10 protein-coding genes, 1 tRNA gene and 1 pseudogene are annotated in these 12,990 nt (G+C 71.1%); 3 read left to right on the forward strand and 9 right to left on the reverse strand.

Annotation, left to right across the window (positions count from 1 at the left end; all coding sequences use genetic code 11):
* The 5 genes and pseudogenes from FE633_RS43005 to leuS form a co-directional block, all read right to left on the reverse strand.
* Positions 1-327: pseudogene (locus FE633_RS43005) on the reverse strand (hypothetical protein); the annotation flags it as partial.
* Positions 324-1,391, reverse strand: a complete 1,068-nt coding sequence (locus FE633_RS43010) for a ComEA family DNA-binding protein (protein WP_138050612.1) — start codon at positions 1,389-1,391, stop codon at positions 324-326. The pseudogene FE633_RS43005 and the gene FE633_RS43010, both read right to left, overlap by 4 nt.
* 167 nt (positions 1,392-1,558) lie before the next feature.
* Positions 1,559-2,404, reverse strand: a complete 846-nt coding sequence (locus FE633_RS43015) for a DegV family protein (RefSeq protein ID WP_138050613.1) — start codon at positions 2,402-2,404, stop codon at positions 1,559-1,561.
* 72 nt (positions 2,405-2,476) lie between these two features.
* Positions 2,477-3,217 (reverse strand): hypothetical protein, encoded by a 741-nt coding sequence (locus FE633_RS43020; RefSeq protein WP_138050614.1) that lies wholly within the window; start codon positions 3,215-3,217, stop codon positions 2,477-2,479.
* A gap of 162 nt (positions 3,218-3,379) precedes the next feature.
* A complete protein-coding gene (leuS, locus tag FE633_RS43025) occupies positions 3,380-6,268 on the reverse strand; it encodes a leucine--tRNA ligase (RefSeq protein ID WP_138050615.1) in 2,889 nt (962 codons plus the stop codon).
* 439 nt (positions 6,269-6,707) lie between these two features.
* Here leuS and FE633_RS43030 point away from each other — a divergent pair, with 439 nt between their 5' ends.
* Positions 6,708-8,057 carry a ferric reductase-like transmembrane domain-containing protein gene (locus FE633_RS43030; protein WP_171060360.1) on the forward strand — a complete coding sequence of 450 codons (1,350 nt, stop codon included), beginning with the start codon at positions 6,708-6,710 and terminating at the stop codon, positions 8,055-8,057.
* Complete coding sequence (locus tag FE633_RS43035) at positions 8,057-9,688, forward strand: NADH-quinone oxidoreductase subunit NuoF family protein (protein ID WP_138050616.1); 1,632 nt, start codon at positions 8,057-8,059, stop codon at positions 9,686-9,688. Before FE633_RS43030 ends, FE633_RS43035 begins: the two co-directional genes overlap by 1 nt.
* Positions 9,689-9,822: 134 nt before the next feature.
* Here the strand turns inward: FE633_RS43035 and FE633_RS43040 are convergent.
* The 4 genes from FE633_RS43040 to FE633_RS43055 form a co-directional block, all read right to left on the reverse strand.
* Positions 9,823-9,895, reverse strand: a tRNA-Ala gene (locus FE633_RS43040).
* 113 nt (positions 9,896-10,008) lie between these two features.
* A complete protein-coding gene (locus FE633_RS43045; RefSeq protein WP_010986886.1) occupies positions 10,009-10,242 on the reverse strand; it encodes a hypothetical protein in 234 nt (77 codons plus the stop codon).
* 3 nt (positions 10,243-10,245) lie between these two features.
* Positions 10,246-10,419, reverse strand: coding sequence for an IS1 family transposase (locus tag FE633_RS43050; RefSeq protein ID WP_138050617.1), 174 nt, complete (start codon positions 10,417-10,419; stop codon positions 10,246-10,248).
* Positions 10,420-10,487: 68 nt separating this feature from the next.
* Positions 10,488-11,957, reverse strand: a complete 1,470-nt coding sequence (locus FE633_RS43055; protein ID WP_171060361.1) for an MFS transporter — start codon at positions 11,955-11,957, stop codon at positions 10,488-10,490.
* A 112-nt stretch (positions 11,958-12,069) separates the two neighbouring features.
* Between FE633_RS43055 and FE633_RS43060 the strand changes: the two genes are divergently transcribed.
* Positions 12,070-12,969: a helix-turn-helix transcriptional regulator gene (locus FE633_RS43060; RefSeq protein WP_246114094.1), complete on the forward strand. Its 900-nt coding sequence runs from the start codon at positions 12,070-12,072 to the stop codon at positions 12,967-12,969.
* Positions 12,970-12,990: the final 21 nt, after the last annotated feature.

Below are 12,990 nucleotides of genomic sequence, written 5' to 3' on the forward strand. Positions count from 1 at the left end.
CAGCGCGCGCCGCCCGCCGTCGCGCCGCCCCTGCCCGCCGCGCCGGCTCCGGCCCGCGACCAGCAACGCGCCGGCCACGACCAGGCAGACGACCACGACACCGGCGGTCGTCCGCGGCGACGCGTCCAGTGTCAGCGCCGCCGTCGCCCAGGCCCCCAGTGCCGGCGGTACCAGCCGCAGATCCGTCGGCCCCTCTTGGCGGGGGCGCGCGGCACCGAGCGGGTTCGGGGAGGCGGCGTGCACGGCCGAACGGTCGTGCGCGGCAGACGGGTCGTGCGCGGCGGCGTCGGGTGGGGCAGGGCCGGCCTGGCCCCGCGGCGCGCTCATGGGCGTACGAGATTCTGCAGATCGGCGAAGCGGCGGTCACCGATGCCGTTCACCTCGCGGAGTTCGTCGACCGAGCGGAACCCGCCGTGCTGGGTGCGGTAGTCGATGATGTGCTGGGCGAGCACGGGGCCGACGCCCGGCAGCGTGTCGAGCTGCTCAAGGGTGGCCGTGTTGAGGGCGACCGGCGCGGCCGCGCCGGAAGGCGCCGTACCCGCGGTGCCCGTGACGCCCGCGCCTCCGGCCACACCTCCGACCCCGCCCGGCCCCGCCGCACCCGGCGGAGTGCCGACCACCACCTGCTCACCGTCCACGAGGAGCCGCGCGCGGTTCAGCCCCGCCGTGTCCGCGCCGCGGCGCACCCCACCGGCGGCCCGCAGCGCGTCGGCGACCCTGGAACCGGCCGGCAGCCGGTGGATGCCCGGTTCGCGCACCTTGCCGCTGACGTCCACCACGATCGCGGTGCCGGCCGTCGCCACGGGGTCCCGTGCGGCGGTCGAGGATTCCGGTGCCGCCGTCGCCTCCTCGTAAGGAGCCGCCTGGACCACCTCCGGTGCCCGCACCGGCTGGGTCCGGGCCGACCAGAAGTGCTGCACGGCGAAGACAGCGGCCACGACAAGCAACGCCGCGAGCGCGACCACGCTCTTCCGCTCCAGCCCGCACCTCGACTGCAGCCACAACGGCATGCGCTCCCGCACGGCAAGCCCGACCCGCACCCGCCATGCGGACCCGGCCCCGGCCCCAGCACCGGCACCGGCACCGGCACCGGTCTCAGCCCCGGCATCGGCCCCGCCTGCGGCCCCGGCATCGTGGCCTGCCCCGCTTGCCCAGGTGTCGGTCACGCCCTCATACCGCGCCGGCGGCGGCCCATGCCCCAACTCCTGCCGCGCTCTCGCCCGTTCGACGAAGAGGGCTTCCGCGCGCAGACGGAGGGACTCCGCCGAGGCCTGTCGGCGTCGAGTCCTGCCCCGGTGGTGGCGGCGGTGGCGGGTGCGGCCGTCGGAGACGGGGCCGCGGCCCGGGCCGCTGGTGGCGGTCGCTGTCCGTGGAAGTGATCGAAGTGCCATGCGACGAGAATCGGGCACCACGGCACCACCGCGATGATCTTGCTCAATTCCCGGGGATTACCGACCAGTTGTGGATAACTCCGTCACCCTCGGGAGCCCACAGCCACCGCCCCGGGCCAACGCGCCGGCCCGGGCCACACAGCCACAGCCACAGCCACCGACAACCCTCACCGCGGCGAAACCACGACCCCCAACAACCCAGGCCCGGTATGCGCCCCAATGGCCGCCCCGACCTCGCTCACATGCAGCTCAACCAGCCCCGGCACCCGAGTCCGCAGGCGATCCGCGAGCGCCGACGCCCGTTCGGGCGCGGCGAGATGGTGGACGGCGATGTCGACCTGCGCGCTCCCCGCCCGCTCGGCCGCGATCTCCTCGAGCCGGGCGATCGCCTTGGACGCGGTCCGCACCTTCTCCAGCGGTTCGATCCGCCCGCCTTCGAGCTGCAGCAGCGGTTTCACGGCCAGCGCGGACCCGAGCAGGGCCCGCGCCGCCCCGATCCGCCCACCGCGGCGTAGATAGTCCAGCGTGTCGACGTAGAAGTACGCCGATGTGCCCGCGGCCCGCTTCTCCGCCGCGGTCACCGCGTCGTCGATCGTGCCGCCCGTCTCCGCGGACTCGGCAGCGGCCAGCGCGCAGAAGCCGAGGGCCATGGCGACCATCCCGGTGTCCACCACCCGCACGGGCACCGGCGCCTCGCGCGCCGCGAGGACCGCCGCGTCGTATGTGCCCGAGAGCTCGGCGGACAGGTGCAGCGAGACGATGCCGGTGGCGCCCGACTCTGCGACTTCGCGGTAGGTCGCGGCGAACGTCTCGGGGCTGGGCCGGGAGGTGGTGACGGACCGTCGCTTCTGCAACGCCTGTGCCAGGGAGCGGGCCGAGATCTCGGTGCCCTCTTCAAGCGCCCGGTCGCCGAGGACCACGGTCAGGGGCACCGCGGTGATGCCGTGGCGCTCCATCGTCCGCGGCGGCAGGTAGGCCGTTGAATCGGTGACGATCGCGACATGGCGGGACATGAGCTGGAGGTTACCCGCAGGAGCGCGTGGACGGCAGCCCGGCCCCTACCACCTGCGGGCGGGCCGACCCGATCAAGTCGTGCTCTCGGGGCGGGGTTTCTTCTCCCAGGGGTACGTGGGCCGCTGCCCCGGCGGGTTGATCGCGGGCCGCGCGGACTGCTCCGCGGACTGCGGCTCCGGCGTCTCCGGCGTCTCCGGCCAGGTCTGATGGTCTGCCGCGGCGGTCGGAGCCTCCGGCCACGGAGGCGGCGTGTGGGCGGGCGGCGGCTCCGTGGCCCAGTGCCGCAGCGCGCCCGCCTCCATGTCGATCTGCTGGCTCAGCGAGTCCAGGTCGTCGTCCGCGAACCGCCGGGCCCGGTCACGCGCCGCCCACCGCAGCGCGTCGGCCGACTTCGTGATCTGCTCCGTACGCTCCCGCAGTGCCGGCAGCCGCTCGACGAGGCGGGGCCTGTCCGGCTCACGCTCCAGACGCTTGAGCTCGTCGTCCAGCTCGTGACCGTGCACGCTGAGGCGCTCGAAGAGCCCCAGGGACTCCTTCAGCGACTCGTCCTCGGCCACGCCCGCGTGCAGCGCGTCCTGGGTGGCTCGCATCGACGTACGCAGGGAGAGCCGCAGTTGGGCGAGCTCGCCGAGCGCTCCCGGCTGCGCGAGGGTCTTGGCCCTGAGGGTGGAGTCCTCCACCGTGCGGCGGGCCTGCGTGATGGTGCGGTCCACCCCGCGCTTGGCGGCGCCGACCACCTTCACCGTCAGATACGCCCCCAGGACCATGAAGAGCACGAAGATCAGCGCCACGACTGCGACCACGGCTTCCATGACGTTCCTCTCGGGTCCTGCTTCCACCACCTGCGGGCTCTTCCACGGTAAACGGAAAAGGCGGGCCGAGGGTTCCGGTGGAACCCCCAACCCGCCCTTAGGGGACTACCCCACCCGCTCGGGCGGGCGGGGTAGTCCCGCCCGCCCGAGCGGGCCCCACGTTTACGCGGGAACGATGTTCACCAGCTTCGGCGCCCGCACGATCACCTTGCGGATTCCCGCGCCGTCCAGCGCCGCGACGACCTTCTCGTCGCCCAGCGCGACCTTCTCCAGCTCCTCGTCGGAGATCGACGGGGACACCTCCAGGCGCGCCTTGACCTTGCCCTTGACCTGCACGACGCAGGTCACGGTCTCGTCCACGACGTACGCCGGGTCGGCGACCGGGAAGTCCTGGTGGACGACCGAGTCGGTGTGCCCCAGCCTGCGCCACAGCTCCTCGGCGATGTGCGGGGCCAGCGGCGCGACCAGCAGCACCAGAGGCTCGGCGACGGACCGCGCCACCGGGCCTCCCGTCTTGGTCAGGTGGTTGTTCAGCTCGGTGACCTTGGCGATGGCGGTGTTGAAGCGCAGGCCTTCCAGATCCTGGCGTACGCCGTCGATCGCCTTGTGCAGGGCGCGCAGCGTGTCCTCGTCCGGCTCGGCGTCCACGACCGTCACCGCACCGGTGGCCTCGTCCACGACGTTGCGCCACAGCCGCTGCAGCAGCCGGAACTGGCCCACCACCGCGCGCGTGTCCCACGGCCGGGACACGTCCAGGGGGCCCATCGCCATCTCGTACAGGCGCAGTGTGTCCGCCCCGTACTCGGCGCAGATCTCGTCCGGAGTGACCGCGTTCTTCAGGGACTTGCCCATCTTGCCCAGCAGCCGGGTGACCTTCTCGCCCTGGTAGTAGTACGCGCCGTCGCGCTCCTCCACCTCGGCGGCGGGTACCGCGATGCCTCGGCTGTCGCGGTAGACGTAGGCCTGGATCATGCCCTGGTTGAACAGTTTGTGGAACGGCTCGGCCGAGGAGACGTGCCCCAGGTCGAACAGGACCTTGGACCAGAAGCGCGCGTACAGCAGGTGCAGCACGGCGTGCTCCGCGCCTCCCACGTACAGGTCGACGCCGCCGTGCGGCATGCCGTCGCGCGGGCCCATCCAGTACCGCTCGTTCTCCGGGCCGACCAGCTGCTCGGAGTTGCGCGGGTCCAGGTAGCGCAGCTCGTACCAGCAGGAACCGGCCCAGTTGGGCATGGTGTTGGTCTCGCGGCGGTACTTCCGCGGGCCTCGGCCGTCGCCCAGGTCCAGTGTGACGTTCACCCAGTCCTCGTTGCGGGACAGCGGGGTCTCCGGGGACGTGTTCGCGTCGTCCGGGTCGAAGGTACGCGGCGAGTAGTCCTCGACCTCCGGCAGCTCCAGGGGCAGCATCGACTCGGGCAGGGCGTGGGCGATGCCTTCCTCGTCGTAGACGATCGGGAAGGGCTCGCCCCAGTAGCGCTGGCGGCTGAACAGCCAGTCGCGCAGGCGGAAGTTGACGGTGCCGTGGCCGATGCCCTTGCGCTCCAGCCACTCGGTGACGCGGGCCTTGGCGTCGACGACGCCCAGACCGTCCAGCGAGATGTCGTCGTTGGAGGAGTTGATGATCTTCGCGTCGTACGACCCGAAGGCGTTGTCCCACGTCGACGTGTCGGTGCCGCGGCCGTCGGTCGGCTCGACGATGCAGTGGATCGGCAGTTCGAAGGCGCGCGCGAACTCGAAGTCGCGCTGGTCGCCCGCCGGGACGGCCATGATCGCGCCGGTGCCGTAGCCCATCAGGACGTAGTCGGCGATGAAGACCGGGACCTGCTCGCCGTTGACCGGGTTGGTCGCGAACGCGCCGGTGAAGACACCGGTCTTGTCCTTGGCCTCGGCCTGCCGCTCGACGTCGGACTTGGACGCGGCCTGCGCACGGTAGGCGGCGACGGCCTCTGCGGGGGTGGCGTGGCCGCCGGTCCACACCTCGTGGGTGCCCTCCGGCCAGGTGGCCGGGGTGAACTTCTCGACCAGCGGGTGCTCGGGGGCCAGCACCATGTAGGTCGCGCCGAACAGCGTGTCCGGGCGTGTGGTGAAGACCGTGATGGCCTCGCCGTCGATCGGGAAGTCGACACGGGCGCCCTCGGAGCGGCCGATCCAGTTGCGCTGCTGCAGCTTGATGGCCTCGGGCCAGTCCAGCGCGTCCAGATCGTCCAGCAGCCGGTCGGCGTAGGCGGTGATGCGCATGTTCCACTGGCGCAGCTTGGCCTTGAAGACGGGGAAGTTGCCGCGCTCGGAGCGGCCGTCCGCGGTCACCTCCTCGTTCGCCAGCACGGTGCCCAGGCCGGGACACCAGTTGACGGGCGCGTCCGAGGCGTATGCCAGCCGGAAACCGCTCAGGATGTCGGCGCGCTCGGCGGCGGTCAGGTCGCCCCACGCGCGCGCGTGGCCGTCGGCGCCGGGTACGGCCCGGTCACCGCTCTCGAACTGGGCGACCAGGTCGGCGATCGGGCGGGCCTTCTTCGCCTCGTCGCAGTACCAGGAGTTGAAGATCTGCAGGAAGATCCACTGGGTCCACTTGTAGTAGTCCGGGTCGATCGTCGCGAACGACCGGCGCGGGTCGTGGCCCAGCCCCAGCCGGCGCAGCTGGACCTGCATGTTCTTGATGTTTGCTTCCGTGGACACGCGCGGGTGCGTGCCGGTCTGTACCGCGTACTGCTCGGCGGGCAGGCCGAAGGCGTCGAAGCCCAGGGTGTGCAGCACGTTGTGGCCGGTCATGCGCTGGTACCGGGCGAATACATCGGTGGCGATGTAGCCCAGGGGGTGGCCGACGTGCAGGCCCGCACCGGAGGGGTACGGGAACATGTCCATGATGAACTTCTTGGGCCTGGCGACCAGCGCCGGGTCACCGGCCAGGTCGCCGCTCGGGTTGGGCGCCCCGTAGGTGCCGTCGACCTCCCAGAAGTCCTGCCAGCGTGCCTCGATCTCTTCGGCCATGGCGGCCGTGTAGCGGTGCGGCGCTGCCACCTCGGAGGCGGCAGCGGGGTTCGTCTCGCTCATGGTCCTCAAAGCTCCATCGATCGTCTCTGCAAGCGGCTGGGAAATGAAAAAACCCCTCGCACAGGAGGGGACGCCGCGCTGATTCCGGCCACGGATTCTTCGATGGCCGGGACTGATCAGCGCGGCCCGCTAAGCAGAAGGCGTACGGCACGCATGGCGTCAGGGTACCGCAGCCGCCGAGCGGGTCGCGACGGGCTTTCGATCGGTTGGATCATGTTTGCGGTGGCACCCGGCACCGCGTGCCACACTCAGATGGAGACCGCGAAACCTGAACCAAGGTCAAGAATTACTTCGCGTAAGGGCCCCTATAGGGACATCACCACTCCGTCGTTGCCCTTAGATAACAACGCAATAACTCAAACCTCGTACCCCTCGGTATGTCTCGACCTAGAGTGCGGCAACGGGACCGCTTCCCCGAACTGTTTGGGAGACACCCCACATGAAGCCTCGAAGCAAGAACAGCTCGGTTCCCCAGCCGGGCCGCTCGGTCACCGGTGGAATCACCGCTGCCGCGCTGTTGCTCATACCCGTAGTCGTGCTGGTCGGAGGGGACACAGTCCGCGAGTTCCTCAACTTCGGCGCGGGCGTTCTGTCGCTCGTGTCCCTCAGCGCCTCGGTGATCTGGGGCCTCGTGGCCAGCGACCAGATCTTCCTGAAGGCGCGCCAGCGGCTGCTCGCCCAGGCCGTCCACCGGTCGACCGCGGTCGCCTCGCTGCTGTTCCTCCTGCTGCACATCACGGTCAAGCTGGCGCTGGGCCACGTCGGGGCGCTCGCACTGATCCCCTTCGGACTCGGCGTCAGCGGCCAGGAAGCACTCATCGGCATCGGCGCGGCCGCCGGCCTGATGATGATCATCACCGGCCTCACCGGGGCCCTGAGGAGCGCCTTCGCGTCTCCCGTCCAGGTCGCCGCCCGCTGGCGTGCGGTCCACATGCTGGCCTACCCCGCGTGGTGCGCGGCACTGATCCACGGCCTGTTCGCCGGGCGCCAGGCGAAGCCGATCTTCGTGATCCTGTACGGCCTGAGCCTGGTGGCGGTCATGGGAGCGCTGGCCCTGCGGGCGTCGCCGCAGCCGTTCAGGCGCAACGTCGCCCGCCGGATTCTGGGCATGCTCGAGACCGACAACAACCGCCCCCTCCGCGAGGAGCCCCCGGCACGCCGTGCCATGGCAGACTCCCGGCTTCCGGGTTCCGGTTCACGGTCGGGCTTCCAGGAGCCGTTCGTGCCTCAGCAGCGGACGTCGTCCCCGTCGTCGCCGCTGTACGACACCGGGCAGCGCTCGGCACTCACCGACACCGGACAGCGCTCGGCGCTCACGGACACCGGAGCCTCAGCCCTCACGGACACGGGCGGCTTCGCGGCGGCCTACCGGGCGGTGTCCAACACCCCTCGCGGGGCGGACCCGATGCAGCCCCAGCAGGCCCAGAACGGGCAGCTCCCGTTCGAGATGCAGCCCACGGAGTCGCTGCCCCGCGTCGACGACAACACCGCCGCCCGCTGGCCGACCCCGTCCCCGACGCTGTACGAGGCCCCGCCGCGCCCCGCCGAGACGCCCACCACCTACAACCCGGCCTACGACACCAACGCGGGCGGCATGTCGTACGGAACCCCGCCCAACCCCTCGTACGGATCGAGTGATTTGTACGACACCGGTGAGACGATCGACCCCCTCGGTACGTACTACACGAACGACCAGTACGACAGCGGTCCCGCCACTGAAACGCTGCCCGGTGCTTACGAGGCACCCAGCTCCGGCGAACCCTGGAACGCGCCTTCCGGAGGCTTTTAGTGAACGCCGCTCTGCCAGATGTCCCCGAGGTCCGCGTGGTCGGGCTTCCTCAGCTCACCTCGGGTTTCGACCTCGTCGAAAGACTCGATCTCGACATGCACCTCAAGGTGCATGGCCCGCTCGAGCCGATGGGCGGGGAGCAGCTCGCACAGCTGGCCGAGCGGATATCCCTGAAGGGCCGCGGCGGCGCGGGCTTCCCCTTCCACAAGAAGCTGCGGTCGGTCGCCGAGTCGGCGATCAGCCGCGGTATCCGGCCCGTGGTCGTTGTCAACGGCAGTGAGGACGAGCCGGCCTGCCGCAAGGACACGGTGCTGATCAACCGCGCCCCGCACCTCATCCTGGACGGCGCCCTGCTGGTCGCGGAGGCCCTCGGCGCCCGCACCCTCGTGGTCGGTGTGACGCGCGAGTCCACCCAGCAGTCCATGGAGGCCGCACTCGCCGAGCGCGGTCTGAGCAACCGGCGCGGTTCGGTCCTCCGCGCCCGCGTGCAGCGCAATCCGGTGCGGATGGTGACCGGAGCGGCCGCCTCACTGATCCGCTCCATCGACGGTGGTCCGGCGATCCCGCCGGGCCGCAAGGTCAGCGCGTCGCAGAGCGGAGTCGGGGGCGCGCCCACGCTGCTGTCCAACGCCGAGACGTTCGCCCAGCTGGCGATCGCCGCGCGGATCGGCTCCGAGCGCTACGGCAACACCGGCCTGTACGACGAGCCCGGCACCATCATGCTCACGGTCTCCGGCGCGGTCGCCCGCCCCATGGTGATCGAGATGCCGACCGGTGTGCCGCTGCGGTACGTGCTCCAGCTCGCCGGCGCCCCGCCGGTCCCGCAGGGCGTGCTGACCGGCGGCTACCACGGCAAGTGGCTGGACGCGGCGACGGTCAACGAGGCCATCGTCTCGCGCAACTCCCTGGACGCGGTGGGCGGTTCGCTCGGCGCGGGCGCGATTCTCCCGATCAGCCAGGAGACCTGCCCGCTGGGCGAGTCGCTGCGCGTGGCGCAGTGGCTGGCCGAGGAGAGCGCGGGACAGTGCGGTCCCTGCTACCTCGGTCTGCCCGCGGCGGCGCGCGGCATGGAGGACATCCTCAACGGCGGCGGTCCGGCCGCTCTGGAGGCGCTGAAGCAGGTCGCCCAGGCCGTGAAGCGACGCGGTGCGTGTTCGCACCCGGACGGCTCCGCGATGTTCCTGGAATCGACCGTCAAGGCCTTCACGGACGACCTGGCCGCGCACGTCCTGGGCAACGGCTGCGGCAGGCCCGTGGAGGGCGTCCTGCCGCTCTTCGAGGGCGGCCAGGTCCCGACCGGTATCCCGGGCGGCCAAGGAGAGCTGGAGGCCGGTCCCAGCCGGCAGAAGATCTACGTCGACTGGACGCTGTGCCGCGGGCACGGCCTGTGCGCCGACATTCTTCCGGAGGTCTTCGAACTGGGCGCCGACGGCTTCCCGACCGTCGCCCAGGCGCAGGTGCCCCGCTACGCCGAGGCCAAGGCCCTGCGCGCCGTGCGCCGCTGCCCGGCACTCGCCCTGCGCATCGAGGAGGACACGAGGTCCTCGGCCCCGACCCGCAACAACCTGCCCGTCCTGTCGCAGGGCCGCTCCCCGGGGCGCGGCCGCCGCGCTCTCGGCAGCGGCCGCTGACATCGGCGGCCACTGATTCCGGCGGCCCGGGAGACCGGGCCGCCCCGCCCGAACACCGCTGTACGCGACGGAAGTACGCGAGGGAACACCAAAAGGCGGGCCATCCTGATCGGATGGCCCGCCTTCATCTGGTGTGGAGCTAAGGAGATTTGAACTCCTGACCCCCTGCATGCCATGCAGGTGCTCTACCAACTGAGCTATAGCCCCTCGCGGCCACGCGGCGGAGCCGCATATTGACCGCGCCGCCCGGTTCCCCGGTGCGGCACCGCCAACATTACACGGTCCTCCCGGTGCACCACCAAATCGTTTGTCGTCCCACTTCAGGCCGTGGCGAACGAGTAGAACCGTTTGAGCGTGCAGTGCTCGTCGAGGAGCCGGCCGTAGATCGGCTCGCCCTCCAGCTCGCGGTACGTCTCGATGGGGTCGCCTTTTATGATCAGCGCCCGCGCGCATTCCTCGCACCAGTACTGGTAGTCGTGGTTGACCGGTTCCATGTCGCGGACGATCGGCGTGCCACTGCCGCACCAATCGCACTTCCGCCTGTGCGCACCCATCAATCAGCTCCAGCTGTGGCCGCAGGCCGTGCACACGTAGGAAACCCCGCCATTGTCACCGAGGACTTGGGCGACGTGGGCAGATCCACAGGAAGGGCAGTCGAGGCGGGTGATCCGGTCGCGTATCACCTCTGCTTCGTTGAGGTCGTCGACCTCCCCGAGGATGCTCACAGGCATCGCCACTCCTCCCGTCGGGCCGCGCCCCCTTCCGGCCGTTTGATTCTGCCACGGCCGGAGCAATACGGTCAGCGACGCCTGCGTACCAGTCCGGACACGGCACCCGTGGCGGCGGTCGCAGCCAGCGCGAACATGCACACGAGGAGGGCGTCCGATGAGGTATACGCCCCTGGGGCCCCAAGTGACTCAAGCCGGTTCAAAAAGAGTGTGCCGAACGCCGCTACGCCGATGAGCTGGCCGAGTTGTGTGACCGTGGCGAGCAGTCCGCTGGCGTCCGCCGCGTCCTCGGGCCGCACCGTGGCGAGGGCGCGCGTGAGCGTCGGGCTGAAACCGAGCGCGAGCCCCACGCCCACGCCGGCGAACGCCGCATACAGCCAGAGGCCGGCCTCGCGGCCGTCCCGCAGCGCCAGACCCACGCCGCAGATCGAGAGCGCGGACAGCGCGAACCCGACCGGGATCAGGGCGCGTTGCCACGAAGCGGGCCAGCGGCGCCACGTCAGCCCGACCAGACCGAAGACCACCGCGGTCGGCGCGAAGGTGAGACCCGCGCGCAGCGCGCTGTACTCCAGGCCGCCCTGGACGTGCAGGGTGAGCGTGAACAGGAAGCCGCCGTTGACCGCCATCACGGCCGTGACCCGGAAGACCGCGAGGCCGATGCCGGGGTGACGCAGCACCCGGGGCGCGATCAGCGGGGTGCCGCCGTGCCGGGCGAGCCGGGCCTCGTACGCGCAGAACACGGCGAAGAACAGCGCGGCGGCGGCGAGCGACAGCCACGACCACAGCGGCCAGTCCTCCTCCTGGCCGAGCACCAGGGGAACCGTGAGCAGCGAGACGGCGGCGCCCAGCAGCACCAGGCCCGGCAGGTCGAGGCGGTGTGAGCGCTCCTTGCCCCGCGCGTCGTCGCGGGGCAGTACGCGCGCGCCGAGGGCCAGAAGTACGACGCCCACGGGCACGTTCACCAGGAACACCGGCCGCCAGCCGGCGCCGAACAGGTCCGCGCTGACCAGGACGCCGCCCAGCACCTGCCCGGCGGCGGCACCGGTCGCGAGGACGGCGGAGTACACACCGAGCGCCCTGGCCCGCGCCTCGCCGGAGAAGTTCCGCTGGATCAGGCTGAGCACCTGCGGGATCATCAGCGCCGAACCGGCTCCCTGGGCCAGCCGGAAGGCGATCAACTCGCCGGTGCCCTGGGCGAGTCCGCAGGCCAGCGAGGCCGCCGTGAACAGTGTGAGTCCGGCAAGGTAGACCCGGCGGTGGCCGAGCAGGTCGCCCAGACGGGCACCGGTGATGAGCAACACGGAGTACGTGATGGCGTATCCCGCGACCACCAGCTGCAACTGGGCGCCCGACGCGTGGAGTTCGGTGCCGATGGTGGGCACCGCGACGTTGACGATGAAGACGTCGAGCAGCGCCATGAACTGGGCCGCGAGGACGACCGCGAGCAGACGTCCGGGGTGGTTGTCAGTGGCGGGCGTTTTACTGGTGACCGGACTGGGACTGGTTGCGGGATCCGGGTCGGCGGGAGTTGTCGTCGTCATGGCGTCGAGCGTGCGGGGGCGCCGGTACGGGTGACGAGAGCCCGCCGATGCTGGTACTGACAGCACCTGGCAGGGGTCGGGTGCGGCGTCGACGATGGGGGATGTGACGACGATGGCCACGACACAGCGCCGGCGGTCGGAGCTGGCCGCCTTCCTGCGCGGCAGGAGAGCGCGGGTGACACCGGCCGACGTGGGGATGCCGCCGGGTCTGCGCCGCCGCACGCCGGGGCTGCGTCGTGAGGAGGTGGCGCAGCTGTCGGGGGTCGGCGTCACCTGGTACACGTGGCTGGAGCAGGGCCGGCCGATCAACGCGTCGCCGCAGGTCCTGGACGCCGTGGCGCGCACGCTGCGGCTGGACGGGCCGGAGCGCGAGCATCTGTACCACCTGGCGGAGGTGCCGTACGAGCCAGGCCCGGAGACCACCGCGCTGGCCGTGGGCCCGGAGATCCAGGAGATCATCGACGCCCTCGACCCGCATCCGGCGGTGGTCTACAACGGGCGGTTCGACATCCTCGCCACCAACCCCGCCTACCGGGACGTGTTCTCCGTGTCGCTGACAGGGCCGCAGACACCCGGGGGTGGCGGTGGCGGTGGCGGTGGCGGTGGCGGTGGCGGGCTGAACGCGCTGTGGACGCTGTTCACGGTGCCCGAGCGGGACTGCCCTCTGGTGTTCCGAGAGAGCGAGCTGCCGATGATGGTGGCCACCCTGCGGTCCGCGTACGGGAGACATGTCGGTGAGCCCTCCTGGGAGGACTTCGTACGCCGGCTCTCGCAGGCCAGCGCGCACTTCGCCGAGCTGTGGCGGAACGGCGACGTGGCGCCGCTGGGACCGCGCGTGAAGACGTTCCGGCACAGGGCGGTGGGCGAGCTGAGGATGACGTCGGTGTCGCTGACGATCAACGGCATGCCGGAGTGCCGGATCGTGGTCTACCGGCCGGAGGACGAGGAGACGAGCGAGCGGGCGAGCCGTCTGCGAGACCTCCGCCGCCAACAAAAGATCCCGCTCCCCTGAAGGGAACGGGATCTTCGTTCT

Origin of the sequence: Streptomyces montanus, assembly GCF_005786655.1 — a bacterium.
Taxonomy (GTDB): domain Bacteria; phylum Actinomycetota; class Actinomycetes; order Streptomycetales; family Streptomycetaceae; genus Streptomyces; species Streptomyces sporangiiformans.

Excerpts from the sequence above, each read along its gene's own strand:
- FE633_RS43010 (WP_138050612.1), bottom strand. The coding sequence starts at position 1,391 with ATGGCACTTCGATCACTTCCACGGACAGCGACCGCCACCAGCGGCCCG.
- FE633_RS43015 (WP_138050613.1), bottom strand. The coding sequence starts at position 2,404 with ATGTCCCGCCATGTCGCGATCGTCACCGATTCAACGGCCTACCTGCCG.
- FE633_RS43020 (WP_138050614.1), bottom strand. The coding sequence starts at position 3,217 with ATGGAAGCCGTGGTCGCAGTCGTGGCGCTGATCTTCGTGCTCTTCATG.
- leuS (WP_138050615.1), bottom strand. The coding sequence starts at position 6,268 with ATGAGCGAGACGAACCCCGCTGCCGCCTCCGAGGTGGCAGCGCCGCAC.
- FE633_RS43030 (WP_171060360.1), top strand. The coding sequence starts at position 6,708 with ATGAAGCCTCGAAGCAAGAACAGCTCGGTTCCCCAGCCGGGCCGCTCG.
- FE633_RS43045 (WP_010986886.1), bottom strand. The coding sequence starts at position 10,242 with ATGGGTGCGCACAGGCGGAAGTGCGATTGGTGCGGCAGTGGCACGCCG.
- FE633_RS43050 (WP_138050617.1), bottom strand. The coding sequence starts at position 10,419 with ATGCCTGTGAGCATCCTCGGGGAGGTCGACGACCTCAACGAAGCAGAG.
- FE633_RS43055 (WP_171060361.1), bottom strand. The coding sequence starts at position 11,957 with ATGACGACGACAACTCCCGCCGACCCGGATCCCGCAACCAGTCCCAGT.
- FE633_RS43060 (WP_246114094.1), top strand. The coding sequence starts at position 12,070 with ATGGCCACGACACAGCGCCGGCGGTCGGAGCTGGCCGCCTTCCTGCGC.